Below are 26,776 nucleotides of genomic sequence, written 5' to 3'. Positions count from 1 at the left end.
CTTGTCCTGGACTGACCTGGCTGCGTTGCTCACGAGGCACGAGATCGGCGCCAAGGAGGGCAGCTGCGTAGTGCCGGCGACCTTTACCGGCACGCGGCGCCACAAGAACGACGCAGCGCGCATTGACGTGGTGATGTTGGACAGCGACGCTGGCGCCACGCTGCAGGAGATCACTCAAGCCATCAAGGCGCATGGCTGGGCCGCCGTCGTATCCTCGACACACTCCCACCTCACGACCCGCACCAAAGCAAAACGCGGAAACTGGGAGGAGTTCTGCTCAGACCACAGCAACAGGAGCGACGCTGCGTCAGCATTCCTGCGGGCCAAAGGTATGCACCCCCGCATCGCCGCGGGCGCCAAGGTGCTTGAGGAAACAGGCGACCACATCGTCTTTGAGCACCTGCCCTGCCCAAAATTTCGGATCGCCATACCGCTACTGCAACCGTGGCTGGCGGTAAGCTTCGTCGACCAGCAGGCGGCGAATGCGGCGTGGAAGAAGAGCATAGAGGCGCTGGCCGCGGCACTTCGTCTCGATCACGATCAGGCCTGCACCGACACCTCGCGGCTGTTCTACCTGCCGCGCCGGGCCGCCCATGCGCCGCCTGCCGAGATCGCAGTCTTGCAAGGAACTCCCTGCGATCTCTTCGCACTCCCGAAGGCGGAGCGAGACTGGTCCAGTCAGGGAAGCGGTGCGCTCAGGCAGAGGTCGCGCTCGCATGAGGTGGAGACCGCCGGCGGGTTCACCGACCCCGACACCGGCGAGGTGCATGACCTCGTGGCCTGGGCCCGTCGGTTCGGGCACCGCTTCCAAGTTGTTGCGGCGCTCCAGGCACGCCGGCCCACTGCTCTGACGAGCAAGGTCGCGGACACCGTGAAGCACCACATCCGCTGCCCCAACGAGGACGCGCACACACAACCGGGCAGCGACGGTGCTACCTTCGCCACCAACGCCAGCGAGTCCCGGAACAAGGGCTTCGTGATCCACTGCCGCCATGCCCATTGCAATGGGAAGGACCGGCTGTTCCTGCTGCGCCGTATGCTGGAGCAGCGTTGGATCTGCGCCGCCGACCTGACCCATCCTGATTTCATCAGGATTGACAGTCCCGCCCCTTGCGATGGTTCGTCACCAGCAGGCGCTGCACAGCCTGACAAGATCTTGTGGCTTGAGATCGGGTCAGACACCGAAATCGCAGCGCGCGTTACCGACGACCTTGTCCGACGCCTTGGCCGCATCGTGTTCGCCGACGGCGAGATCTGGCGCTACAACGGCCGCACCTGGGAGGTGATCCGCAGCGAGACGCTGTGGCTCGCCGTCTATCGCTACGACGGCGCGCGCTTCAAAACGGCGACCGGGGACGATTCGAACGTCCGACTTGGGAAAGGCCGGGTGGAGAGCATCTTGGTATGTATGCGGCCCGCTCTCTCAGATCACCTGTTCTTCGCCAATGCTGCGATCGGAATCAATTGCGCCTCTGGCTTCATCCAGTTCGATAAGGACGGAACTCCGGCGCTGAAGCCCCATCATCCGGATCACCGCCAGCGTCACATACTGCCCGGCGTCTGGCCTTGCGCATGGAGCGACTTACGTAAGCAATCCTCGCTGCTCACGCGTTTGCTCGACGGCTGCTTCAAGGGTGATGAGGATCAGCGCGCGAAGGTGGACCTCCTGGCCGAGGTCGCGGGCATTGCCGCGCTTGGCCGCGCCACCTGCATCGCACAGCCAAAGGCCCTTGTCCTAAAGGGCCCCACGGCCGAGAACGGCAAGTCGCAGATCCTGAACCTGCTGCGGTCATTGCTGCCAACAACAGCAGTGGCATCCATTTCTCCCAGCCGCTTCGACGATCGCACCTTCACCTGCCATCTGGCCGGCAAGCTGCTCAACGCGCCCGACGAACTGGCGTCTAGCGATGCAATCGCCTCGGAGGTATTCAAGCAGATCATCACCGGCGAGCCGATGACGGTGCGGGACGTCCACAAGAGTGCCTTCGAATTCCGCCCCGTCGCCCAGCACGTCTACGCCACCAACAACCTGCCGACATTTAGGGGCGGCATGGATCGTGGCGTGCGGCGGCGCATCATGGTCCTGGTTTTTAATCGCGTCATCCCGAGGGATGAGCGGGTGGCGAACATCGGCAGCCGAGTTGGAGAAGAGGAGGCCGATTACCTTCTCGACTGGGTGGTGCGAGGCGCCTCTCGCATCCTGCAGCGTCAGGCCTTCACCGAACCGGCGTCGTCGTTGGCCGGCTTGCGTGACTGGATGTTTTCATCAGATCCCGTGTTGGCCTGGTTGGAAAGCGACGAGGTGGAGTTCAGCGGCAATGGCCTCGTGCCAGAAACGCGGACGAGCATCGCGTACCACAAGTTCAAGCGATGGGCACTCAACGAAGGATACGACCAGCGTTGTCAAATCCCTGCCCTCAACGGCTTTTCACAGCGCGTAGTTGCCGCCGGTAAGGGTATCAGCAAGAAGCGCTCCGCCTTCGCGCCATTTTTTGTCGGCCTTGCCTGCATCGGTCGCGACGCGGATTAGTTTGGCCATCGGGATCTGTAGCCAGAGCTCGCCAGAGATGCACGGATTGTAGGTAGAGTGTGCAAGCCGTGCTGCCTTCCACTCTGCGCTGCCACGCCCTCCACCCACGACCAAGCAACGTTTCCATCGGTCACCATGATGCTGCAGCGCTCCACGCGAGTGACGCACCGGTGCTGCATCAGTGCCCGTCCTTGAAGCGTAACTCATTGATGGTGTTGAGATGACGAAGTTGCTCAAATTGGAGTGCCATGCGCGCATATGCATGTGCGCGTGCACCCGTGTATGTGACCATTTCAGACGAAGTGCGTCATCTCAACACTGACAATAACTTAAAGGTCGAACAGTAGCACTTTTGCAGCACTGGTGCTGCATTCCTTCCTGAAATCGCACGAGTTAATCAGCGAGCGCCTTGGGTCGAAAGGAGAGCGGCGTGGGCTTACAGGCATCGATTTTCGCAATTGCACGGCCAGGCAAAAGGGCTGCCGCACCGCGCGCGAAGGCTCGCAGCGAAAGCAGTTCTACGCAATCGTAGTGCTGCGTAGGCAAGCGCAGTCCTGCGCAAGAATGTCGTGTTGCTCCGAAAAATCCACCTGCGGTAGGATCTCCGCATTGGCATGGCTCCGATGCAGATCGACGATGAACATGCGAGAAGCCGAAACGCACCGATTACGCTGTGAGGCACAGTACTTGGCTCACGGGTCCTCCCTGGCGATCCTGTGCTGCGGGGGGTTCGCGCCGCGGGACTGCGTTAGCGTCAGCCGGATTTTCGAGGTTGCCAATCTGGAAGTTGCCAGCAGCCCCGCGTCCAACTTGATGAAGTCCATTTCGCTCGGAGTGCCCTGATGCTTCAGCCCTCACCACGCCGCCGCTTGGAGCTGGCACTCTGCGGCTCCATCACGGCGCCGCTCGGCCGCGAGCCGCGTGAGGCCGCAGCGGTGGCAACTGACGCTGGCAACATGGAGGTTGCCGGTGGTCGAGTTGCCGGGCCAACAGCTGGCGGCTGCATGTTTGCCAGTGGTCCCGCGCGGGCAGCAGTCCAGCTCCGGCTCCTCATTGATTATGCGGCGATCGCGCTGCCGCAGGTGGAGACGCCGCATCATGCAGCCTGACCTCCGCGTCGAGATGATGCCTGTCGCGCGGCTGGCTTCCTATGCCGCCAATGCCCGGATGCACTCCGACGCGCAGGTGGCACAGCTGGCCGCATCGATCGCCGAGTTCGGCTTCAACGTGCCGGTGCTGGTCGATGATGCCTCCGTGCTGATCGCCGGGCACGGCCGGGTGATGGCGGCCAAGGCGTTGGGGCTCGACGCGGTGCCTACCATCAAGCTCGGCCACCTCACCGACGCACAGGCGCGGGCCTATCGGCTGGCTGACAACCAGCTGGCCCTGACGTCGACCTGGGACGAGGCGCTGCTGGCGGCGGAGCTGCGGGACCTGCGTCTCGAGGAGTTCGATCTCGGCCTGACCGGCTTCGATCAGGAGATGCTCGACCGACTTCTGGCCGAGGCCGACAAGGGCGGCGCTGCTGTGAACGCCGGCGACCTTGACGCGCCCGCGCCGGAGCCGCCGGTGGTTCCAGTGAGCCGCCCTGGCGATCTGTGGCTGCTGGGGCCGCATCGGATCCTGTGCGGCGACGCCACCAGCGCAGCGGATGTCGGGAGGCTGCTCAGCGGCGCCGTGCCGCATCTGATGATTACCGATCCGCCCTATGGCGTGAACTACGACCCGGAGTGGAGGAATGCGGCCGGCCTCTCGGCCACGATGCGGACGGGGAAGGTGGCGAATGACGACCGCGCCGACTGGCGGCAGGCCTGGGCGCTCTTCCCCGGCGATGTGGCCTATGTCTGGCACGCCGGCGTGCACAGCCGCACGGTCATCGAGAGCCTGGAGGCTGCGGGTTTCGCCATCCGCAGTCAGATCGTCTGGGCGAAGTCGCGCTTTGTCCTGGGCCGCGGCGATTACCACTGGCAGCACGAGCCGTGCCTCTACGCCGTGCGAAAGGGCGCGACCGGCCGCTGGCAGGGCGCCCGCGACCAGGCGACGCTGTGGGCCATCTCCAATGCGGGCGACGAGGACGCCGCCACCGTGCACGGTACGCAGAAGCCGGTGGAGTGCATGCGCCGCCCGATCCTCAACAACAGCGCGGCTGGAGACGCCATCTACGACCCCTTCCTGGGCAGCGGCACCACCCTGGTCGCGGCGGAGGCCACCGGCCGCATCTGCTACGCCAGTGACGTCGATCCTCGGTATGTGGACGTCGCAGTGCAGCGCTGGCAGCGCGTGACGGGCAGGACAGCAGTTCTGGCCGGCACAGATCGCGGCTTCGGACAGATTGCCCTCGACCGCGGCCTGCAGGTGGCTGACAGCCATGTTGCTTGATCTGCCGGGGCCCGCCACAGTGGTGGCGTCCCAACGGGAGGCGGCACGCCGCCTCGGGATCTCGCGTACGGCGCTGCAAAAGGCGGCGCAGGCCGGCCGCATTGCGCCCGAACCCGGTGGCGGCTGGGACCTGGAGAAGCTGCGCGCGCGCCTGGCTGCGAGCAGTGACCCGATGCGTAAGCCCGCGGCCGTCGCCCCGCCGGCAGCGACGCCACAGCCCGCGATGCCGCGGCCGGTCCCGGTCAGCCCGCCGGTGGTGGAGCCGCTCGCCGCGCCTCCCGGCGGCAGCAGCTTCCACAGCGCCCGCACCGCCAACGAGATGCTGAAGGCGCAGGAGCGCAAGCTGCGCCTCGACGAACGGCGGGGGCAGCTGGTCGAGAAGGCGCGCGCGCTGATGCTGGTGCACCGGCTGGCCAAGGAAGAGCGCGACGCGATCCTCGCTTGGCCAGCCCGCATTGCGGCGGAGCTCGCCGCCGAGCTCGGCATCGACGCCCACCGCCTGCAGACCTTGATGGACGCCCGGCTGCGCCAGCACCTGATGGAGCGCCATGATGTTCGGGTGACGGTCGCGTGACGGCCGGAGACAGCCTCCTCGCGGAGCTCGGCAACTTCGATGGCGCCGTCGAGATCCTGCAGGCTTGGCGCGACGGCATGGCGCCGGAGCCTGCCCTGCTCGTCTCGGATTGGGCAGACCGTCACCGCATGCTGGGCTCCCGCGGCAGCGCTGAGCCGGGCCCCTGGCGCACCGGCCGCACGCCCTATCTGCGTGACGTCATGGACGCCCTGTCTCCCTCCCACCCGGCGCGGCGCGTCGTGTTCATGAAGGGGGCGCAGGTCGGCGGCACCGAGTGCGGCAACAACTGGATCGGCTACGTCATTCACCACGCGCCGGGGCCAATGCTGGCGGTGCAGCCGACGACCGAGCTGGCCAAGCGCTTCTCCGACCAGCGCATCGACCCCCTGCTGGAGGACACCCCCGCCCTGCGGGCGCGGGTGGCGCCAGCCCGCGCCCGAGACAGCGGCAATCGTCAGCTGAGCAAGGAGTTCCCGGGTGGCCAGCTGGTCCTGACCGGGGCGAACAGCGCGGTGGGACTGCGCTCGATGTCGGCCCGGTTCCTGTTCCTCGACGAGGTCGACGCCTATCCCGGCGACGTTGAGGGCGAGGGCGATCCGGTCGCCTTGGCCGAGGCCCGGGCCAGGACCTTCGGCTGGCGCCGCAAAACCCTGATGGTCTCGACCCCCACCATCGCCGGGCTGTCACGGATCGAGCGCGAGTACCTGGCGACGGACCAGCGCCGGTACTTCGTGCCCTGTCCGCACTGCGGCGTCATGCAGTGGCTGCGCTTCGAGCGGCTGGTTTGGGAGAGCGGCCTGCCCGACACCGCCCGCTATCGCTGCGAAGCCTGCGAGACTCTGATCAGTGAGGCGCACAAGACGGCAATGCTGGCTGCCGGCGCCTGGCAGGCGACCGCCGTGTCCCCCGACCCGCATGCGATCGGCTTCCACCTCTCGGCGCTGTACTCGCCGGCGGGCTGGTTCACATGGGCTCAAGTGGCCCGTGACTGGGAATCAGCCCAGGGCGACGACCGGGCCCTCAAGACCTTCCGCAACACGGTGCTTGGCGAGGCTTGGCAGGAGGCCGGTGATGCACCCGACTGGCAGCGCCTGTACGACCGGCGTGAGGGCTGGGAGCCGGGCACGGTACCGGCCGGCGGCCTGTTCCTCACCGCCGGCGTCGACGTCCAGCGCGACCGTCTGGAGGCCTCGATCTGGGCCTGGGGCGCCGACCGGCAGTCCTGGCTGGTGGAGCACCGCGTGCTGGCCGGTGCGCCGCACCAGCCGGCGGTCTGGGACGAGCTCCGCGGGCTGCTGGGCGAGCGCTGGACCCACGCCTCAGGCCACCTGCTGCCCATCGCCCTGGCGGCTATCGACAGCGGCGACGGCATGACGACAGCTGAGGTCTACGCCTTCGTGCGCCGAGGTGGGGCAGCCCGCACCTTGGCGGTGAAAGGTCAGGATGCCCTGCGCGCCGCGGTCGGCACGCCGTCTGCCACCGAGGTGCGTCGCAACGGCCGCCGCATGGGCGGGGTTCGGGTTTGGCCGGTCGGGTCGTCCTTCCTGAAGGGCGAGACCTATGGCTGGCTGCGGTTGGAACGGCCGACGCGGGAGAGCGGCAGTGATTATCCGCCGGGGTACATCCACCTGCCCGACCACGCGGCGGGTGAGGAGGTCTGCCGCCAGCTCACCGCCGAGCAGCTCGTCGCAAGGCGCGGGCGCAACGGGTATCGGCGGCTGGAATGGGTGAAGACGCGGGAGCGGAACGAGGCATTGGATTGCCGGGTTTATGCGCGGGCCGCCGCGGCGGCACTGGGCATGGACGGCTGGGGACAGGGGCGCTGGCAACGGCTCAAGGAGAACCTCGCTGATCAGGCCCCGGCCGCGCCACGGGCAGCACCCTCGGTAGCGAATAATTCAGGCCGGCGCCTGGTCGAGACCAGCACGGCCTCCTCTCCAGGGAGCCAGGAGCGCACCGCAGCCGCGCAACCAGCACCATGGGTACATCCCGTCGCGACGCACGCTCAACGCCTTGTCTTTCGGCGCCGCTTTTCGCGAAGCAGCGCGATGGACGATTGATGAGCGCGTCCGGCGAAGATCGCTCGGCCTGGAAAGCCTCTCGCCCGCAACGTCGCCGGCGACCTCGCTGTGGTGGTTAATCGAGCCTACAGCGGCGGCTGCTTGGCGCGCCCACCACCGGCACCACCGACTTCATCCACACCTTCGCCTCGGGCGGTAAGCCGACCAGCGCGGCCTACACCGCCTTCAACAAGTCCCAGGGGTCCATCAGGCGGACGCATACCCCGAGCCATTAGCCAACTCTGCCTGACTAAAAAATACTTGAGGTTCGATGCCTTGCTACCCACGACGGGCGGTTATGGCCTGAGCCCGTCGCAGCAGCGCCTGGGCGCGCTGGACAATCGGGATGTCGATCATCTTGCCATCTAGCGCAAACGATCCCCGCCCTTCCGCAGCCGCCTCCAGGTCCGCCGCCACGATCCGTTCCGCCCGGGCTACGGCCTCCGGCGAAGGGCTGAAGCCCTTGTTGAGCGCCGGGACCTGCGCCGGATGGATGGCAGAGGCACCGACGAAGCCGAAGCTGGCCGAACGGCGCACGATGCGCAGATACGCCTCGACGTCCGAGTAGTCCGCGACGGTGCTGATGGTGCCGAGCGGCATGATACCGGCCGCCGTCGCTGCCTGCAGGATCTGCTGCTTGGGCATTAGCAGCACATCCTCGGTCGGTTCGCCGCCGATGGCCGTCGCGTAGTCCTCGGCCCCAAGCGACATGCCGATCAGGCGTGGGGTGGCGCGTGCAATGGCGTGCGCCTGCGCTAGCGGCCCGGGCGCCTCGACCAGCGCGGTGAAGCGGATGCCGCCTTCGGGCAATCCGCGGTTTTGCTCCAGGCGTGACACCAACTCATCCAGCAGCCGCAGGTGGTCCGGGCCTTCGACCTTAGTGACCATGATGGCATCCACGCCTGGGATCACCGCGGCTTCGAGGTCCCGCACCGCATCCTCCAGCGGCTGATTGATCCGGACCAGCACATCCGAACTCCCCTCGGCGCGGATGCGGGTGACGGCCGCCTCCACGCAGCGCCGGGCGTCGGCCTTGTCACCGGGGGCGATGCTGTCCTCCAGGTCGAGCTGGATGGCATCGGCGCCGCGCGCGCTCGCCTTCGCCAGGAACCGCTCGACGTTGACAGGCACGAACAGGCCGGAGCGCCAGATCGGATGCGGGGCGGCGCTCATGCCGCCACGACCAGGCCGTCCGCCAGGGCCGCCTCGATCTCAGTCGCATCGAAACCCTGGGCCGTCAGGATCTCCCGACTATGTTGGCCAAGGCGCGGCGCCGCGGCGCGAATGGCGCCCGGTGTGCCGGAGAGGCGCGACGAAACGGCATGCATGGGAAAGTTCTCCATGTCCTCGTCCGGGTAGTCGGCGAGCAGGGCGCGGGCGCGCACATGCGGGTCGGCCATAAAGCGGACGATGTTGTTGACCGGGCCGATGGTGACTTCGGCCTTTTCAAAGAAGGCGACGTTCTCCGCCAGGGTCTTCCGCGCGATGAAGTTGCCAATCAGCGCGTCCAGCGCCTCGCCATTCGCGACCCGTGCCTCATTCGTGCGGAAGCGAGGGTCCTCCATTAGGTCGCCATGGCCGATCGAGCGCATGACTCGCTCCGCCATGCCCTGGGTAGAGGCAGAGAGGCACACCCAGCCATCGTCGCTGGTGCGATAGACGTTGCGCGGGGCCGCCCCGGTGGAGCGGCTGCCGGTGCGCTGCTTCACGCGGCCGGTCAGGCGGTAATTCGCGGCCTGCGGACCGAGCGCGGTGAACAGGGGGTCGAGCAGCGGCAGGTCGATGACTTGGCCGTGCCCACCATTCACCTCCACCTCTCGAAGCGCCGTCATGACGGCGAAGGCGCCGGTTAGTCCGGCGACGGTATCGGCCAGGTACATCGGCGGCAGCACCGGCTCACGGTCAGGGAAGCCGTTCATGTCGGCGAAGCCGGCGAAGCCCTCGATTAGCGTGCCGAAGCCGGGGCGGCGGCTGTAGGGCCCGTCTTGGCCCCAGCCGGAGATGCGCAGGATGATCAGCCGAGGCTCCAACCGTAGCAGTTCGTCCGGGCCAAGGCCCATGGCCTCCAGCGTGCCGGGGCGAAAGCTCTCCACCAGGATCGCGGCCTCCGGCACCAGGCGGCGGATCAGCGGGATTGCCTCCTTGTGGCGGAAGTCCATGCAAAGGCTTCGCTTGCCGCGGCCATGCACCTTCCAGGCGGTCTCGACGCCCTTCACCCGCCAGCCACGCAGCGTGTCACCGTCACGCGGCTCCACCTTGTCCACGACGGCGCCGAAATCGGCCAGGTGCTGGGTGACGGTGTTGCCCGCGACCAGGCGGGACAGGTCGAGCACCCGCACGCCCTCCAGCGGCCCGCGCACGCCCGGCGTGTAGTCTGCGCGAGGCAGCGGTTCAGGCAGCGACATTGGCGGCTCCTGGAAAGACGATGCCGCCGGTCTGTGGCAGCCAGATCTGCAGGTCGTCGCCCGGTGGTGCTTGTGGCGTCTCGAGCCGCAACGGTGTGCCGCCGATATCGAGCCCGACCTGCCAATGCCCTCCGACATAGGATCGGCTGGTGACCCGCGTGGCGACAATGGAGCCGGCCTCGCCCGCCGGCGCTTCCGGCGCGGCGCGCATCTGCTCCGGGCGGAAGGCGATGGTGACGCTGCTGCCTTCCGGCGCCGGCCTTTCCACCCGCACGTCCAGACGCTGCCCATCGCTTAGTTCCAACTGCGCAAGCCCGCCGACCGCGGCGCCGAGCCGGACGCGCGCGGGAAGGAAATTCGTGGTTCCGATGAAATCGGCGACGAAGGGATCGGCCGGGCGTTCGTAGATTTCCTGCGGCGTGCCAATCTGCGCGATGTGGCCACCATTCATGACCACGATGCGATCGGACAGCGACAGCGCCTCGATCTGGTCATGCGTCACGTAGATGGTCGTCAGGTGCAGCCGCGTCCGCAATTCCGCGAGCCAGGCACGCGCGCGGTCCCGAAGCTTAGCGTCGAGGTTCGACAGCGGCTCGTCCAGCAACAGGATGGCAGGGTGATAGACCAGGGTACGGGCAAGCGCGACGCGCTGCTGCTGCCCGCCCGAAAGCTCATGCGGAAAGCGCGCCGCGTAGGATCCCATTTCCACCAGGTCCAGCACCTCGCTGACCCGGCGCTTCCGATCGGCGGTCGTGACCTTCCGCAGGGTCAGCGGGAAGGCCACGTTGTCGGCGACGGTCATGTGGGGCCAGAGCGCGTAGCTCTGGAACACCAGGCCGCAGCTGCGGGCCTCCGGCGGCAGGTAGGTGCCGCGCGCGGCATCGAAATATACCGTCTCGCCGACCTGGATGCGCCCGCCATCAGCACGGTCCAGCCCCGCGACCGCGGCGAGGGTGGTGGACTTGCCGCAGCCCGAGGGCCCGAGCAGCGTCACGAATTCCCCGTCCTTGACGTGCAGGCTGACATTGTCGACGGCGGTGACATTGCCGAAGCGCTTGGTCAGCCCTTCGATCACGAGCTCAGCCATGCAGTTTCACCCCGAAGATGCCGCGCACCGCTGCGACGCAGACGGCGATCACCGCCACCTGGATGGTCGCCAGTGCCGCGACCAGACCGACCTCGCCCTGCACCCAGAGCTGCAACAGTGCCGTGCCGATGACCTCGCTGCCTGGTGCGAACAGGAAGATGGCGGTCGAGTATTCCTTGAAGAAGGAGATGAAGAGGATGGTGAAGCAGCCCACCAGTGCCGGCCGCATGAGCGGCAGCATGATGCGTCGGCTCGTCGTCCACCAATCCGCGCCCTGCACCCGCGCCGCGCGGTCCAGATCCTGGCTGACCTGCAGGAGCATCGGAGCGACGGCGCCGAGCCCGGCGGGGATGAAGCGCATGGTGAAGGCGATCACTAGAATCCAGATTGAGTTCCGCAAGGTGCCAAGCCCCGGCACCAGCGCGAAGGCATAGAAGAAGCCGATCCCAGCGACCACGCCAGGCACCGCGCGCGGGAAGAGCGCGAGATAATGCAGGGCGCCCCGGAAGCGGAATTCCGAACGGTGCACGATAATCGCGATCAGGCCTATCAGGGCGGTCGCCAGGGCGCCGCCAATCAGGCTGACGACGAAGGAGTTCCACACCGCGCGGGAATAGATGGGGTAGTCGAAGATGGTTACGAAATTGCCCAGGGTCAGCACCTCGGACAGTGGAATCATCGGCGAGAGGAAGCTGGTGAAGGCGCGCAGCACCAGCAGCCCCATCGGCGCGATGACGGTTGCCAGGATGTAGAGCACAGCGATGGCGAAAAGCGGCCAGCGCAGCACACCGAGCCGGAAGGGACGCGGCCGCGTCGCCTTGCCGCCCAGGGTGACGAAGCGCCGCGTGTTGCCAAGCATCTTGCCCTGCAACCAGACCAGGAAGCAGACGACGACGAGCATCAGCGCTGCCGCCGTCGCCACCAGCCCATGATCCGGCCGGGGTGAGGAAATGCCATTGTTGAACAAAAAGGTCGTCAGCACCGTGATTCCGGCGGGGTCGCCGAAGATCAGCGGGATCGACAGCAGTTCCAGCCCGATGGTGAAGTTTAGCACCGCGCTATAGGCGATCGCCGGCTTCATCAGCGGCAGTGTGATGCGCCAGAGCGTCCGGAACGTGCCCGCGCCCGAGACGCGCGCGGCTTCCTCCAGCGATGGGTCGGTGATGGTCGCGGAAGACAGGCAGTAGATGTAGGCGAGGGGCGCCTGCGACACTCCCGCGATCACCGCCATACCGCTGAGGGAATAGAGCGTCCAGGGCGCTTCGCCGAGCAGCGACTCCCACAGCAGCGTCAGGTAGCCGGCGGGGCCGTAGAAGGCATACCAGCCGAAGGACAACACCAGCGCGGAGAGGTAGAGCGGCCAGAGGAAGAACTCGCTTAGCACCCGTCCACCGGGGACGTCGGTGCGCCCGAAGAGAATGGCCGCGACGGTGCCGAGGCCCTGCGCGACGATGGTCGTCAGCGCCGCCAGCACGACGGTATTGACCAATACAAGGCCAAAACCATCGGTCCGTGCCAGCCGCGTGAAATTGCCCAGTGTGAAATTGTAGGTGTCGTCGTAGAGCGCCCCGTCCAGCAGCGATTGCACCAGGACGGGCAGGAGTGGTGCGGCCACCAGCACGAGCACCAGGATCGCGGTGCCGTACTGGATTGGGATTTCACGCGGGAAGGCGGAGGGAACGGGCGGAGCCTCCGCCCGGTTTACCGTCGCATCCATCCCCTCAGCTCACGCCGTAGGCTGTCTTCCAACGGTCGATGAAGGGCTGGTAATCGTCGAGCATCGCCTTGTTGTAGTCGATGAAGGCGATGTTCTGCTCGCCGCCCACCGCTTGCACGATGGAGCTGTAGGTGTGGCGGATTCCGTCGCCCGGCATCACGTCTGGCCGAGCCGGCGTCAGCCCGCCACGCCCGAAGGCGCTCTGGCCTTCAGCGGAGGCGATGTAGTCGATCATTAGCTTCGCCGCATTCACGTTGCGGGCCGCCTTGGCGATGGCCATGCCGCGCAGGATGACCAGCTGTCCGTCTTCAATAAAGTTCCAGCCGAGCACGCGCGCGCGGGCAGGATCGTTCAGGCGCGGCCAGAAGGTGATGGCGGACACAAACCAGCCTGCAGCATATTCGCCCGAGGTCACCTTCTCGGTCATGGGGCCGCCCGAACGCTCCCAGCGCGGACGCAGCGGGGCCAGTTCCTTGAACCAGTCCCAGGCCTTCTCGCCGTGCTTCTGGACAAAGCCGAAGTTGGCGGAGTAGCCGAAGCCACCATTATGCGCGCCGTAGCTGGTGATCTTGTTGCGCCAGCGAGACTGGTTCAGCCCCGCCAGCGTCACGAACTGCGCGAAGCTCTTGGGCTGCTGCGCCTCCGGCACGGTCATCTTGTTGAAGATGAAAACCAGCGGGTCGGCGGAGATAGTGTAAACGCCCGGCCAGGGCTTGGCCCATGCGGGCCAGGCCGCGCTTTCCGCGGATTCGTAGGGCAGCACCTCGCCGCGTTCCTGGAACTCGATCCAGCCGCCCGGATCAGCGGTGGCGAGCAGGTCGGCCGTGCGGCTGTTGGTGCCGCGTTCGGCGAGGTAGCGCTCGAACACCTCGCGCGAGTTCGGCAGGTCGAGGGTTTCCACGCGCACCTTGGGATACCGGCGGTTGAAGCCTTCCAGAACCGGGCGCCAGTTCTCGGCCGACATGATGGAATAGATCAGCAGGCTCCCCTCTCGCTCCGCCCCGGCCACCACATCCTGGTAGCCCTGCGGATAGGTGGCCGGCGCGCCTTGGGCATGGGCCCTGCTGGCCAGAAGCAAGGCTGGAAGTGCAAGCGTCGTGCGCCGGTCGATCCGAATCATGGTCGGCTTCTTCCCTATCTCTTATCAGGGTCAAGGCCCACGAGAGGCTCGACCCCGGCGCATATTGGCGCAATTATTGGCGCCAATACGATAGACGCAGCATCTTTGGCGCCGCAACCCCTTCGGCGAGGACAGCAGCAGAATGGCCCGACCTCCTGGCGGCCGCCGGCAACTCGACGTCGAGATCGCGATGAGCATCCGCGACGGCGCCTACCGGCCGGGCGAATGGCTGCGGCAGGTCGATCTGGAAGAACGCTTCAGCGCGACCCGCTTCGACGTTCGAGCCGCCCTGGCCCAGTTGGCGCAGCGCCAGACGGTGGAGCATGTCCCCAACCGCGGATACCGCGTGGCAACACCCGACCGGCAGCGCCGACGCGACATGCTCGCCGTGCGCGCATTGCTGGAAGCGGAAGCCGCCGTTCAGGCCCTACCTGCCCTGGGCGACGCCGCACTGCGCCTACTGGACTCCAAAGCCGATGCCTTCGACCGCGCCGTTGAAGAAGGCAGTACGTCCGCCCAGAGCGCCACGAACCTCGACTTCCACGATACACTCTACGGCTTCGCACCGAACCGTTTCCTAGTCGAACTAGCGATCGAAACACGTGACCGCGCGAGGCTCTGGCCCATGGTGCTCTGGCCCTCGCTTCGCGCCCTGCGGCGCAGCGCGGAGGGACATCGCAACATCCTCGCGGCGCTGCGGGCGCGCGACCCGGAGGCGGTGGCCGCGCGGGTGCGCGAACATATTCTGGGCTCCGCCGCCAATGACCCAGCGGTTGAGGCGGGGGAAGCCGCGGACGTGGCGGTCGTCCGCTAATGCCAGAACTTCCGCACCGGCACCGGTCTGGGGTGGCATGGGTTTATCGACTGATTCTCCACGACCTCCGCGGAACAATTATGCTAAACTTTCTGCTTACCGCTCTGCCTGGTCTGATGTGAAAGCCCATCCGCGAAGTCTCGATTTTCGCTGAGGGCTTTACGCTCAGCCGTCGAAGCATGGCGCGAATCATGGCCATGCGCATGAACGCGGCTGTGATGCGGCAGTGGCGCTCGAAGTTGTGAGTGAGGCGGCGGATATGGCTGAACACGGCTTATCGATGGCACGCGCAAAGGCGTCGTCCACAGCTGAGGAGTGGCCTGACGCGGCAGCGCATGTTCACCATCGACCTTCGACCGTTGATCGGTGGTGAACAGCCCTGCAGAGGTTACGACTTCCGGCGCAATGATAAAAATCAGAAGGGGTGGATGGGCAGGCAGCGTCGATCCAGACGCAGCAGATGATACGGGCAATGTTGTTCGAGTTTTCATTGCGAATCACCAGATTTGTCATAGCATCGCGGGGTGGATGTCGGCGCCCCAGCGGCGTCCTGCGCTGCGGAGGCTTTGGCGATGGACATCACCCGACGCGACTTTCTCAATGGGTTTGCTTTAACCATCGCGGCAGGGCTCGCCCCAGGCTCACTGCAGGCGCAGACAGGCCGCTTCCCGTACCCACCAGCGCTGACCGGCCTGCGTGGCAGCCACGACGGCTCGTATGAAGCAGGTCATCGACTTGGCCTGTCTGGCGAGCAGTTCGATTTGGATCAGTACCCGGTAAAGGAGACCTACGACTTGGTCGTCGTGGGTGCAGGCATTAGCGGCCTTTCGGCCGCGTGGTTCTACCGGCGAGCCCATCCTGATGCACGTATCCTCATTCTCGACAACCATGACGATTTTGGCGGTCACGCCCGACGCAACGAGTTCACCGTCGGAGGTCGTCTGCTGCTCGGCTATGGTGGCAGCGAGACGCTGGACTCGCCAGCGTCCCACAGCACCATCGTGAAGGACATGCTACGATACCTGGGCGTCGACGTTGCTCGGTTCGAGACTGCGTTCGACCGCGAGCTGTATCCATCGTACGGCATGGGGCGGGGCATTTTCTTTGACCGTGAACACTTCAGCCAGGATCGGCTTGTGACCGGCGACCCCACCCCCTTGCCCGACGAGTGGCTGCGCGAGGGCCGCTCCCTTGCTCGACCGATCCATGACCTGATTGCCGAATTCCCTCTGAATGAGGCTGATCGTGCCGCGCTACAGACCCTTTATGAAGCGCCGCAGGATTATCTTCCGGGGCTGACACCAGAGGAAAAGAAAGCACTCCTGGAGACGATCAGCTATCGCGACTTCCTTATCGACAAGGCCGGGCTGAGCGGCGCGGCTGCGGCATGCTTCCAGAATCGTAGTCTTGACCTGTATGCCGCCGGTACAGACCTCATCACAGCCCGCACCGCGCAAGAGCTTGGGCTACCCGGCTTCTCCGGCCTTCAACTGGAAGCGCCGGTGAACCGCGTCGAGGCTCATGAACCATATATCCACCACTTTCCCGACGGCAACGCATCCATCGCGCGCCTGCTGGTGCGAGACCTAATTCCCGCCGTCGCAGATGGTCATGGGATGGACGACATCGTTCTGGCCCACTTCGACTATACGAAGCTCGACACCGCTGATACGCCGGTGAGGTTGCGCCTCAACAGCACCGTCGTCGCAGTGCGCCAGCCTTACGGCCCTGTGGATTTGGGCTACCTCCGCAACGGCGCCCTTCAACGCGTGCGGGCCCGAGGTGTCGTGCTGGCGGGCTGGAACATGATGGTTCCGCACCTGTTGCCTGATCTTCCAGCAAATCAGAAGGCGGCGCTTGCGGGCAACGTGAAGGCGCCGCTCGTCTACGCCAATGTGGCCCTGCGGAATTGGCAACGCTTTGTCGAGCGCGGCGTGCATATGATCCACGCGCCTATGGCTACCTGGTGCCGGACCAATCTGGACTTCGCGGTGGACCTCGGCGGCTATCGGTGCGCGCGTCAGCCAGAGGAGCCCATCCTGGTTCACATGGTCTGGGTTCCGGTGGCATCGAACCAGGGGATGGACGCACGCGCTCAGTTCCGCGCGGGCCGGGCTACACTACTGAGCACACCCTTTGACGTTATCGAGGACAGCATCCGAGACCAACTGGGCCGCATGCTTGGCCCGGACTTCGACCAGCGGGACATCGCTGGGATCACCGTCAACCGTTGGTCCCACGGCTATGCCTATGACCCCACGGGCCTGACTGAAGCAGGGATTACGGAAACCGAGATGAAGACCGCCCGCCAGCCGATCGGGCGGGTGGTGATCGCCAACTCCGATGCTGGGTGGAGCGCATATTTGCAGACTGCAATTGATGAGGCTTGGCGCGCCGTAACAGAGCTTGGCTGAGGCGCAGAGGCTTCACGCCGCCCGACCCATCCAGCACTCGAACCACCGTTAACAGTGTCCGTGCCCCGCGATTGGTCGGCGTCAATATTCCACGCGCCCGGGTTACCCCACCGCGCGCTGCAGAACTCGCGCCACGGTCGTGTGGGTCCATGTGGCGCTGCCACGCGGTGTCGGCACCCGACGCTCGGTCAGCGCTCGCGCCACCGCCGCCTGCCCTACGATGCCTGCTTCGCGCAATCGCTCCACCTCCAGCGCCAGCCGATGTGCCGCCTGCTCGGCCACCTGGCGGCGCGCCAAGGCCGCCGCAGCGGCGTCCGGGCCTACTACCGGCCGGTAGCCTCGGTCGCCGCCCAGCGCCTTCCCACGCGCTTTGGCGGCCGCCAGCGCCGCCCGGGTGCGCTCCGAGATTAGCTCCCGCTCCTTCTGTGCCATTGCGGCGTAGATCCGCAGCATGAGCTCGTCGGCGCCTGGCATATCAGCCGCCCGGATCGAGTATCCGTCCTCCAGCAGCTGCGACAGCGTGTGCGCCCGCCTGGTGATCCGATCCAGCCGCGCCGGGACCAGCACCGCGCCAAGCTGCCGGCACCGCGCCAGGGCGGCCTGGAAGCCTGGTCGGCGGTCGTCCTTGCCGCTGGCGGAGAACTCCGCCACCAGCGTCCAGCCCTGCCCCGCCACGAAGGCCCGCACGCTGGCCTGCTGCGCCTCCAGGCCCAGCCCGCTCTGCCCCTGCTCGGCGGTCGAGACCCGGTAGAGGCCGACTGCCAGCCGCGAGACGCCGTGCTGCGTCGCGCGCATCAGGCCGTCACCGCGGCGATCCGGTAGACGCTGTAACTGCCCTTTGCGCCGGTCTTGTTCGGGCCGATCTGCCGCACCCGCTCCAGCACCGTGACCTCGATGCCGTGCCGGGTCCGGAGGCCGGCGAAGAAGCCGCGGACGGTGTGCGGCGCCCAGCCGGTCGCCTCGACCACCTGCGCCACGGTCGCGCCCTCCGGCCGGCGAAGCAGGGCCAGCACCGCGGCCTGCTTGGTGCCCTCACGCGGCCTGCGGGGAGTGTTGGCTGCTCGTGGTGCGCCGGCCGGCCGGCTGGCGAGGATCGCCCGCAGGGACGCCAGCGGTGCCTCGATTGGCTGCGAAGCCTCCAAGGCCGTGATGAGCGCGGCGGCGGCGGCTCGCAATGTGGCGCGGCTGCCGCGGGCGGTTGGCGCAGCGCGTACCGGCTCCGGGCTCTGGAGCGGGCTGTCGTGGGTGATGGCCGCGTCAGTATCGCGGAGAGGCAACAATGGCGCTGAGTCCTTCTGCGCGCCAGCCTGGATACTCGGCGCGGGATCCAGACCAATTGCGGCCAATCCTTCGTCGGTGATCCGGAGCGCGATCCAGCTGCCCTGCTCGTCCTGGTGCCAGCCGCGACCGGCATGCACCGACGGCGCTGGCATCTCGGCAAGCAGTCCTCCCTTCAGCATGCTGCGGAAGACGGCGTTGCGCGCCGCGGCAGGGATCTTCGGCAGCGGGGCAAGTCCCGCCTCGTGTTCGGCGGCCTGGCGCAGGATCCAGGTCTGTGTGTCGGACAGGATCATGGTGATGGTTTCCCGCATCGGGCGCCGAGGATCGGGCCCTACCACCAGGCGCCCCGCCGGGATGAAACCGGTCGGGGCGCGGCCAACGCTTTGCTCTGAAGCCGACCAAAGCCAAGCGCCTTCTGCAGGAATTCCTCATGATCGGCCGGGACGGTGTTGTGGATGTAATGGAAGGTGCGAGACCCTCCCTGATGAGGCACAAGATTAGCCTGCTGGTGAACGTATGCGCGGTACGCGTGCGTACCCACATTCCTCGTCTGTGGCGATCGCCGCGCAGTTGAGGCCGATGCGGGCACAAGCGTTCGACTTGGTCCCCGGGAAGGGCGGCCGATGCCAGCCTGTCGCTGATACCGCCGACTCCGCAGCAACGGCCTCGCGTAGTTGCTCAGTTGTAGCTCCGCTGCGCCTCCCTGAGATGTCCGGAGGGAAGCGCTTCCAACCCCGGGTCTGGCGGTAGCTCCACCCCGAAATGTCGCTGCAGCACTTCCGCGATTACTTCGTAGCAGGACCCAATGCGCACCACCTCCATAGTGCGGAAGTCGATCATGGTCGACGACCGCCGGTAGCGGTGAAACTTCTGCAGGCCGTAATCCACCACCGCATCCGCCACCGCCCGAATCTCCTGCTGGATGTCGGTGGCGCGGAAGCGCGTACCTGTGCCGGTAAGATTGGCAGATGAGCCAAACAGCGGCTGGCCCTGTTGGGTGGCCTCACGCGTCACATCGCGCAGGAAGTTGCCGGCGTTCAGTAGCATCGCCAAGGTGCCGCCGTCGGTACTGGCAGCCAGAGCCTCGTCGCCAAGCGCACGCAGCAGAGGATGCTGATCCTTGAAGCCAGCGACCACCGCAACTGGTAGATCGTGATCCTCCACCAGGCAGCGCACCATGTCGCGGCCGCGTGCATCCAGCAGGTGCAGCTCGTCATGCAGTTCGAGATTGCCGAGCATGGCGTTGCGCTTATGCGCGCCCCGGCCCTTGGCGCGGAAGAAGCGCATCAGCGCGTCGTGGCAGCCACCGATGCCGGCATAGCCCACGTCCATTGGGATGATTGCCACGCCGCCAGCCTTCACCGCCTGGACCACTCGGCGCGCGTCGCCCCGAATATCTAGCCTGCTCATCCGGCTCACCCTAGGTTCAGGTTCAGCGCCGGCAGGATCGGTGCCCACCGGTCGTGCTCTGCGCGAAGCATGGCGGCCGCTTCCTCCGGAGAGCTCGGCGTGATCTCGAAGCCTGCACGTGTCAACTGCTCGCGCAGCCCTGCATCGCGTAGGCTTTCCAGCGTCGCGACGTGCAGCGCGGCGATTGCCTCCCGCGGCGTCGCGGCAGGTGCCAGCACCAGGAAGCGTAGCGCGTTGACCACACTTGGCAGACCCTCTTCCGCCGTGGTTGGCACGTCGGGAGCCGCAGGCGACCGCTGCGCCGACAGGACGGCGAGTGGGCGCAGCGTGCCAGCCGCAAAGTGCTGCGTCACCGAGCCCAGGCTGAACACGCCAAGATGCACATGGCCTGCCAGTACGTCATTCATCGCCGGGCCGCCGCCGCGATACTCGGCCTGCACCAGCCGGATTCCGGCTTCACGCGCCAGCAGCTCGTAGCCCAAGTGGTGCGGCGAGCCGAGGGAGGGATTGGCGAAAGCGTATTTCTCCGGGCTCTGTTTGGCCAACGCCACAAATTCCCGTAGCGAACGCGCCTGCACATTTGGGTTGATCGCCGCAACCAGCGGCGTCTGCGCAAGATAGGAGATCGGCGTTAAGTCGCGGAAGAGATCGTAGGGCAGGTTCCGGTACAGCATCGGAAAATATGCAATGTTGTCGGCGTTGATCACCAGTGTGTGGCCGTCCGCGGTCCCGCGGCTTGCAGCCTCCATTCCGATGGTCGTCGCCGCGCCGCCGCGGTTCTCGATCACGAACGGCTGGCCAAGCCGCGCGCGCATCTGCTCCGCCCAAGGCCGCGCCAGAGTATCGGTGCCACCGCCCGGCGGGTAGGGGATGATCAGTCGTACGGGCCTGTTTGGTGCCCAGCCAGTGTTCTGCGCATGCGTAGCGGCGGGTAGAATTAGGCCAGCGAGAAGGGTGGCTAGGGCATTACGGCGATGCATTGGGAGCCTCCTTTTCTGTCGCCTCGTGCGCAGGCGCAGCCGCTGTGTCATCCGGGGCCGTAGTCCACGCGGTGCTGTGCTGCGTGCTTCCGCGTCTCAAGATCTTCGACCAGGACAGCCGGCCAACCTAGTCCTGCAAGATCGGCGGCGGTGAGAAGCTCCGCCTTAGGTATTCCACCAACCCTCCAGATGCGAGGATTGCAGCCACCTCGCCCTGGAAGGGCGGGGCCTGCCAGGCTCGCCCGGCCTGGGCGATCAGGCCGGTTACCGGTTCGATGGTGGCTTCCTCGCCTTCCTGCAGCGCGCGCGCGGCCTCCGCGCAGACGATCACCGGCAGCGCGAGGTTGATAGCGTTGCGGAAGAAGATGCGTGCTGCGCTCTCCACGACCACGGCCGCGATGCCGGCACCTTGCAGGGAAAGGATGGCGTGCTCGCGGGAGGATCCGGAGCCGAAGTTGCGGCCCGCCACCAGGATGTCTCCCGGCTTCGCGCGTCCGGCGAATTCGGGGTCCAGGCCCTCCATGCAGTGCCTGCCGAGTTCCGCCTTGGTGCGCAGGGTCAAATAGCGTCCGGGGATGATGACATCGGTGTTCACATGGTCGCCGAAGCGGTGCACGCGGCCGGTGATGCGCATCATCCATTTCCCAGGATGTCGGAGGGCGGCACGATCTCGCCCGCCACCGCAGCGGCGGCGGCGACCCAGGCATTGGAGAGAAACACGCTGGCCTCCGGATGCCCCATGCGCCCGCGAAAATTGCGGTTGGTGGTGGCGATGGCCGTCTCGCCTGCCGCCAGGATGCCCATATGGCCGCCGAAGCAGGCGCCGCAGGTCGGCGTGGAAACCGCCGCCCCGGCCTCGGCCAGGATGTCGAGCAGGCCCTCCGCCAGCGCCTGCCGCCAGATCCGCTGCGTTGCCGGCACCACGACCAGCCGAACATGCGGTGCCACCTTGCGGCCACGCAGCACCTCCGCCGCCTGGCGCAGGTCGGTCATCGTGCCGTTCGAGCAGTTACCAATGTAGACCTGATCCACACGGGTGCCGCGCAGTGTCTCCACAGGCACGCCATTGGCGGGCGAGGGCGGCCTCGCCACCAGCGGCGGCAGCGCGCCGAGGTCGATCTCCATCCGCATCCGGTAGGTTGCGCCGGCATCCGCCATGGTCGCCGCGCGGGTCGTCATGCCGCGCTTGCCCATGTCATCGAGGGAAATGGCATCGCCCTCGAAGACGCAGGCATCGGCGCCGGCCTCGACGGCCATATTGGCCACCGCCATCCGTTCATCCATGCCAAGCGCCGAAACCCCAGGCCCGCCGAACTCCAGCGAGGCATCCAGCCCGCCGTCTGATCCGATGCGCCGGATCACCTCCAGGATCACATCCTTGCCCGTGACATGGCGGGCCGGCGTGCCGGTGAGTTCGACACGGATACTCTCCGGCACCCGCATCCACAGCCGCCCGGCGGCCAGCGCGGCCGCCAGGTCGGTGGAGCCGAAACCGATGCCCAGCGCGTTGAAGGCGCCGGCCGTGCAGGTATGGCTATCCGCGCCGAAGACGATGTCGCCATGGCCGACCATGCCGATTTCCGCCAGCAGCGTATGCTCGATGCCGCCCCGGCCGGGGCCGTAGTGGTGGCGGATCCCATGCGCCTCGGCGAAGCGGCGGGTGCTGCGCAGCGCCTCGGCGCTTTCGACATCCTTGGCCGGAGCGAAATGGTCATCAACCAGCACGATACGTTCCGGATCGAAGGGCCGGCCGGTGCCGATGGCATCGAACTGGCTGAAGGCAAGCGGGCCGGAAACATCGTTCAGCAGCACTACATCCGGCCAGATGGTGGCGATGGCACCGGGTGTGATGTCGCCTTCCACGGCGTGCGCTGCCAGGATCTTCTCGGTGATGGTCATCGCGGCCATGGTTCAGCCCTCCCAGGCATCGAGGCCCAGCATACGCCGTGGATTGGTGCGCACCACAAGCGCCGCATCGGCTTCCGACATGCCATGGAACAGCAGGCTGCCTAGCGTGATGCGCAGCAGTTCCGCGGCGGGCGGCATCCAGCCGAAGAAGCAGTCGGTGGTCAGCACCACGCGGTCCACGCCCACCTCCGCGATGATCTCCAGGCAATCGGGGATCGACAGCCGCTGGAAGGCGGGCAGGAAGCCTAGCGCGCAGAATTCCACCATGGCACCGGCCGCCGCCAGTTCGCGGATCTCGGCACGGCTGGCGCCGATCGAATGGCTGTCCGGGTGTTGGAACATCACGTCGCGCACGCCGAGGCGCTTCGCTTCCGTCACCAGCGCCAGGCTTTCCTTCGGCGAGACATGACCAGTGGCGACCAGCATGCCGAATTCGGCGGCGATGGCGAGGCATTCCGAAACCTCGCCCCGCACCGCGCCATGCGCATCGGTCACCGTCAGGCCCTGGTCCGGCGTCAGCGCGGCGGCGGACTTGATCCATTGCGACAGGTAGCGACTGATGCCGCCGCGGCTGATGTCGTTGGCGGCGCCCCAGGTCGGCATGTACACCACGCGGGCACCCTGCCGCGCCGCCGCCTCCAGGCAGATCGGCGAGAAGCCGCCAGCCGAGGGGTTCAAGGTGATCGAGGGAAAGGCGCTGATCCCCTCCACCTCCCGCGCCAGCCGGTATGCGATGCCGGTAGTCGGAAACATGTGCGACTTCAGCACGATCCCGGCCATGCCGGCGTCACGGGCATGCATCAGTTCGGCGGCATCGTCATGCCGCGTCGGATGCGCGAAACTGAATTCCGGGAAGCCGTGATGGTGCAGGTCGACGGCACCCTGCAGCAGCGCGTCGACAGCCTGGGGCGGAAAGCCCGTCATGTCAGGCGCCATGGCCGGGGCGCTCCAAAATGGCCGCCTCGAAGCCACGGATGCGGTCCAGGCCGAGCGCTTGGTTGGTGTCCTCGAGCGTTGCCATGCGGTCGAGCCAGCCGCGGCTGTCGCCCTTGCTGCGCAGCTCCGCTAGGAAGCCCCGCGCGGTGGCCAGGGTGATGCGTGCCAGGGATGAGGGGAAGATCACGATCCCGAAGCCCATGGCGCCCAACTCCTCCGCCGTATGCAGCGGGGTCTTCCCGGATTCCGACATGTTCGCCATGGTCGGCCCGGGCAACTCGCGGGCGATGATGCGCAACTCCTCGGTCGAGGTCGGACCATCGACGAAGACCACGTCCGCGCCCTCGCGCTTGAACAGGCGGCAGCGTTCCAACGCCTCATCCAGGCCATGCGGGTCGCGCGAATCCGTGCGGGCGATGATGACGGTGTCAGGGTCGCGGCGGGCGGCGAGCGCGGCGGCCAGCTTGCGAAGCGCAACATCGCGCGGTTCAACCACGCGGCCGTCCATGTGGCCGCATTTCTTCGGCCAGACCTGATCCTCGATTTGGATCGCCGCCACGCCGGCCGCCTCCAGCCCGCGGACGGTTCGCGCCATGTTGGTGACGTCGCCATAGCCGGTATCGGCATCGACGATCAGCGGAATCCCCACCACGGCGGTGCAAGCGCGCGCCATGTCCATGATTTCGCCAAAGGCGATCTGGCCGATATCGGGCAACGCGAAGCGCTGCGCCGATGTGGCGTAGCCGCTGATATAGCCGGCCTCGAAGCCGGCCTGCTCGGCCAGCACCAGGTCGAGCGGCGAGCCGCCACCCGGCACCACCAGCGGCTTCGCGGTGGCCAGCAAGGCGCGCAGCCGCGATCCCGGGCTAATCATGTCGCATCTCTCCTTCGCGAAGTGGCCGCCAGCGCGCCGTGCGGCGCTCCAGCCGACCAATGGCCGTATCCAGCGTCCCGGCCAGCAGCAGCACCAGTAGGATCCCGAAATACACCTCCGGCGTGCGGAACATGGTGCGGTTCTGGGTGATCAGGAATCCGATGCCGTCGGTCGCCGCCAGCATCTCCGCCACCACCACGCCAATGGTCGTCAAGGCGCCACCGATCCGCAGCCCGGAGATGATGGCCGGCAGCGCCGCCGGCAGCAGCACCTCCAGCGCCATCTGCCGGGGACTGGCACCCGCCGAGCGGGCCATCAGCACCAGGTTGCGGTCCACCAATTGCACGCCGGCCGCAACCGACAGCAGCACGGGGAAGAACCCGTAGAATCCGGCGAACCATATCTTGCTGCTGGGGCCGATGCCGAGCCAGGCCGTCATCACCGGGTAGATCACCACGAAGGGAATCGCATAGACCGAGGAGACCAGCGGCAGCAGTGCCTGCCGCAGCAGCGGCGAGGTGCCAATGACCACCCCGGCCAGCCCGCCCAGCCCATAGGCCAGCCCCAGTGCGGCGGCGATCTCGGTCAGCGTGAACAGCAGCGCGCGGGCGAAGGTACCGGGATCGGCCAGGCCCGCCAGCAGCGTGGCACTCGGCGTCGCCAGGATCACTGGCGGCACCCAGCCTAGCCGCGGCGCCGCCTCCCACAGCAGCAGGATGGCGCCTAGCACGATCCAGCGCAGAGCGACCGGGCCGATCGGCGGCGTCATGGCTGCGTCCGGATCAGTCGCCAGATGCGTTCGCGCAACTGGCCGAAGCGTTCGCTGGCCATCACCTCCCAGGTGCGGGGGCGCGGCAGGTCGATCTCCACCCGCTCCAGGATACGACCGGGGCGTCCCGACAACACCACAACCTCGTCGCAAAGGTACACCGCCTCGGTCAGGCCATGGGTGACGAAGACGACGGTCTTGCGATGCGCATCCCAGATGCGCAGTAATTCGTCGCCCAGCGTCATGCGGGTCTGTTCGTCGAGCGCCGCGAAGGGCTCGTCCATCAGCAGCACCGGCGGGTCCTGGCAGAACCCTCGGGCGATGGCGACGCGCTGCTTCATGCCGCCGGACAACTCGTGCGGGTAGCGGGTCTCGAAGCCGCGCAGCCCGACCAGTTCGAGCAGCTCGGCGGCCCGCGCCTCGCGCTCCGCCCGCGCCATGCCGCGCAGCTTCAGCGGAAAGGCGACATTGTCGAGCGCGCTGCGCCAGGGCAGCAGGCTGGGGTCCTGGAAGACCACGCCGATGCGTTCCGGCGCCGGGCCGGCAACCGGCTGGCCAGCCACGGTGATGCGCCCCTGGCTCGGCGTGACCAGCCCGGCCAGCATCATCAGCAGCGACGATTTGCCGCAGCCCGAGGGTCCGACCAGGCCGACGAAGCGGCCGCGCGGCACCTCCAGCGCGATATCCTGCAAGGCCAGCAGCGGGCCTTCGCGGGCATCGTAGCTGTGGCTCAGCCCGTCGATGCGGATTTCCGGTTCGCGGCTCATGCGGTGCGCCAGACGCCGACGCGACGTTCCACCAAGCGCAGCGATTCATTCACCGCGATGCTCAGCGCCGCGGCGATCAGGATGCCGGCATACAGCTCCGGCATCTGGAAGGACTGCCCCCAGGTCGCCAGCCGTTGGCCGAGGCCGAGGCGCGCCACATACATTTCGGCGAAGATCACGCCGGTGATGTTAAAGATCATGCCAAGGCGAAGCCCTTCGAGCAGGACCGGCAGCATCGCGTGCCAATGCACCTCGGACCAAGTCTGCCAGCGGCTCGCGCCATAGGCGCGCGCCAGGCGCAGCAGGTCGGAGGGCACGGCGGTGACCGCGGCGCCGGTGGTGATGACGATGACGAAGATCGCCTGGAACACGCCGAAGGCGACCTTCTGGTCGAAGCCGGTGCCGAACAGCAGGATGAAGACCGGCAGGAAGACCGATTTCGGCACCGCCGCGATGAAGTTGAAAAAGGGCTGGAAGGCTCGGCCGAGATAGGGGCTCTCGGCCAGCACCACGCCGATCAGCGCGCCGAGTGGCGTGGCGATCGCGATCGCCGTCAGCACCTGCCAGATGGTAGTGAAAAGGTGCCGCTGGAAACCCGGCTCGCCGAGCAGCGCCAGCGCCGTCGGCACCACGACCGAGGGTGACGGCAGCAGGCGCGCATCGACGAAGCCGGTCCGGCTCGACAACTCCCACGCCAGCAGCAGACCGCCGACCACCGCCAGCTGGATGATCCTGACCTTGCCCTGCATCG

The 26,776-nt window shown here is 66.8% G+C and carries 22 protein-coding genes; 6 read left to right on the top strand and 16 right to left on the bottom strand.

Features of this window, described 5'->3' with window-relative positions; all coding sequences use genetic code 11:
• The 4 genes from ACLF3G_RS26075 to ACLF3G_RS26060 form a co-directional block, all read left to right on the top strand.
• The coding region (locus tag ACLF3G_RS26075; RefSeq protein WP_430672322.1) for a DNA primase family protein at positions 1-2,530 on the top strand (2,530 nt) is incomplete at its 5' end.
• Positions 2,531-3,499: 969 nt separating this feature from the next.
• Positions 3,500-4,909, top strand: coding sequence for a site-specific DNA-methyltransferase (locus ACLF3G_RS26070; protein WP_430672321.1), 1,410 nt, complete (start codon positions 3,500-3,502; stop codon positions 4,907-4,909).
• Positions 4,899-5,483 (top strand): hypothetical protein, encoded by a 585-nt coding sequence (locus tag ACLF3G_RS26065; protein WP_430672320.1) that lies wholly within the window; start codon positions 4,899-4,901, stop codon positions 5,481-5,483. The genes ACLF3G_RS26070 and ACLF3G_RS26065 overlap by 11 nt, the downstream gene beginning before the upstream one ends.
• Positions 5,480-7,543, top strand: a complete 2,064-nt coding sequence (locus tag ACLF3G_RS26060; protein WP_430672319.1) for a phage terminase large subunit family protein — start codon at positions 5,480-5,482, stop codon at positions 7,541-7,543. Before ACLF3G_RS26065 ends, ACLF3G_RS26060 begins: the two co-directional genes overlap by 4 nt.
• Positions 7,544-7,822: 279 nt before the next feature.
• Here ACLF3G_RS26060 and ACLF3G_RS26055 read toward each other — a convergent pair whose 3' ends face one another.
• From ACLF3G_RS26055 to ACLF3G_RS26035, 5 genes are read right to left on the bottom strand one after another with little or no spacing between them, the layout of a single operon-like run.
• The gene (locus ACLF3G_RS26055) at positions 7,823-8,716 is read right to left on the bottom strand and encodes an HpcH/HpaI aldolase/citrate lyase family protein (RefSeq protein WP_430672318.1); all 894 of its coding nucleotides are present in this window, start codon (positions 8,714-8,716) and stop codon (positions 7,823-7,825) included.
• Entirely contained in the window at positions 8,713-9,948 is a 1,236-nt protein-coding gene (locus tag ACLF3G_RS26050) for a CaiB/BaiF CoA transferase family protein (RefSeq protein WP_430672317.1), read from the bottom strand. The genes ACLF3G_RS26055 and ACLF3G_RS26050 overlap by 4 nt, the downstream gene beginning before the upstream one ends.
• Positions 9,935-11,035 (bottom strand): ABC transporter ATP-binding protein, encoded by a 1,101-nt coding sequence (locus tag ACLF3G_RS26045; RefSeq protein ID WP_430672316.1) that lies wholly within the window; start codon positions 11,033-11,035, stop codon positions 9,935-9,937. Before ACLF3G_RS26045 ends, ACLF3G_RS26050 begins: the two co-directional genes overlap by 14 nt.
• Positions 11,028-12,752 carry an ABC transporter permease gene (locus ACLF3G_RS26040; RefSeq protein ID WP_430672315.1) on the bottom strand — a complete coding sequence of 575 codons (1,725 nt, stop codon included), beginning with the start codon at positions 12,750-12,752 and terminating at the stop codon, positions 11,028-11,030. The genes ACLF3G_RS26045 and ACLF3G_RS26040 overlap by 8 nt, the downstream gene beginning before the upstream one ends.
• 4 nt (positions 12,753-12,756) lie before the next feature.
• Complete coding sequence (locus ACLF3G_RS26035; protein WP_430672314.1) at positions 12,757-13,872, bottom strand: ABC transporter substrate-binding protein; 1,116 nt, start codon at positions 13,870-13,872, stop codon at positions 12,757-12,759.
• 190 nt (positions 13,873-14,062) lie between these two features.
• Here ACLF3G_RS26035 and ACLF3G_RS26030 point away from each other — a divergent pair, with 190 nt between their 5' ends.
• Positions 14,063-14,686 carry a GntR family transcriptional regulator gene (locus tag ACLF3G_RS26030; protein ID WP_430672313.1) on the top strand — a complete coding sequence of 208 codons (624 nt, stop codon included), beginning with the start codon at positions 14,063-14,065 and terminating at the stop codon, positions 14,684-14,686.
• Positions 14,687-15,258: 572 nt separating this feature from the next.
• Positions 15,259-17,100: an NAD(P)-binding protein gene (locus ACLF3G_RS26025; RefSeq protein ID WP_430672312.1), complete on the top strand. Its 1,842-nt coding sequence runs from the start codon at positions 15,259-15,261 to the stop codon at positions 17,098-17,100.
• Positions 17,101-17,202: 102 nt separating this feature from the next.
• Here ACLF3G_RS26025 and ACLF3G_RS26020 read toward each other — a convergent pair whose 3' ends face one another.
• The 11 genes from ACLF3G_RS26020 to ACLF3G_RS25970 all read right to left on the bottom strand — a co-directional run bounded on the left by ACLF3G_RS26020 (position 17,203) and on the right by ACLF3G_RS25970 (position 26,774).
• Positions 17,203-17,895 carry a recombinase family protein gene (locus ACLF3G_RS26020; protein ID WP_430672311.1) on the bottom strand — a complete coding sequence of 231 codons (693 nt, stop codon included), beginning with the start codon at positions 17,893-17,895 and terminating at the stop codon, positions 17,203-17,205.
• Positions 17,895-18,692, bottom strand: coding sequence for a DUF3489 domain-containing protein (locus ACLF3G_RS26015; RefSeq protein WP_430672310.1), 798 nt, complete (start codon positions 18,690-18,692; stop codon positions 17,895-17,897). Before ACLF3G_RS26015 ends, ACLF3G_RS26020 begins: the two co-directional genes overlap by 1 nt.
• A gap of 367 nt (positions 18,693-19,059) precedes the next feature.
• Entirely contained in the window at positions 19,060-19,791 is a 732-nt protein-coding gene (locus tag ACLF3G_RS26010; RefSeq protein ID WP_430672309.1) for a Sua5/YciO/YrdC/YwlC family protein, read from the bottom strand.
• Positions 19,792-19,796: 5 nt separating this feature from the next.
• The gene (locus tag ACLF3G_RS26005) at positions 19,797-20,771 is read right to left on the bottom strand and encodes a Bug family tripartite tricarboxylate transporter substrate binding protein (RefSeq protein WP_430672326.1); all 975 of its coding nucleotides are present in this window, start codon (positions 20,769-20,771) and stop codon (positions 19,797-19,799) included.
• A 127-nt stretch (positions 20,772-20,898) separates the two neighbouring features.
• Complete coding sequence (locus tag ACLF3G_RS26000) at positions 20,899-21,408, bottom strand: 3-isopropylmalate dehydratase small subunit (protein WP_430672308.1); 510 nt, start codon at positions 21,406-21,408, stop codon at positions 20,899-20,901.
• Entirely contained in the window at positions 21,405-22,679 is a 1,275-nt protein-coding gene (locus ACLF3G_RS25995) for an aconitase/3-isopropylmalate dehydratase large subunit family protein (protein WP_430672307.1), read from the bottom strand. Before ACLF3G_RS25995 ends, ACLF3G_RS26000 begins: the two co-directional genes overlap by 4 nt.
• A gap of 3 nt (positions 22,680-22,682) precedes the next feature.
• Positions 22,683-23,603 (bottom strand): DUF6282 family protein, encoded by a 921-nt coding sequence (locus tag ACLF3G_RS25990; RefSeq protein ID WP_430672306.1) that lies wholly within the window; start codon positions 23,601-23,603, stop codon positions 22,683-22,685.
• Between the two features lies 1 nt (position 23,604).
• Positions 23,605-24,489, bottom strand: coding sequence for an isocitrate lyase/PEP mutase family protein (locus ACLF3G_RS25985; protein ID WP_430672305.1), 885 nt, complete (start codon positions 24,487-24,489; stop codon positions 23,605-23,607).
• Positions 24,482-25,258: an ABC transporter permease gene (locus ACLF3G_RS25980; RefSeq protein ID WP_430672304.1), complete on the bottom strand. Its 777-nt coding sequence runs from the start codon at positions 25,256-25,258 to the stop codon at positions 24,482-24,484. Before ACLF3G_RS25980 ends, ACLF3G_RS25985 begins: the two co-directional genes overlap by 8 nt.
• Complete coding sequence (locus tag ACLF3G_RS25975) at positions 25,255-26,025, bottom strand: ABC transporter ATP-binding protein (RefSeq protein WP_430672303.1); 771 nt, start codon at positions 26,023-26,025, stop codon at positions 25,255-25,257. Before ACLF3G_RS25975 ends, ACLF3G_RS25980 begins: the two co-directional genes overlap by 4 nt.
• Entirely contained in the window at positions 26,022-26,774 is a 753-nt protein-coding gene (locus tag ACLF3G_RS25970) for an ABC transporter permease (RefSeq protein ID WP_430672302.1), read from the bottom strand. Before ACLF3G_RS25970 ends, ACLF3G_RS25975 begins: the two co-directional genes overlap by 4 nt.
• Positions 26,775-26,776: the final 2 nt, after the last annotated feature.

Origin of the sequence: Falsiroseomonas sp. HC035 (assembly GCF_050563525.1) — a bacterium.
Classification (GTDB): Bacteria; Pseudomonadota; Alphaproteobacteria; order Acetobacterales; family Acetobacteraceae; genus Falsiroseomonas.
This window is presented reverse-complemented; position numbering and strand designations above follow the sequence as displayed.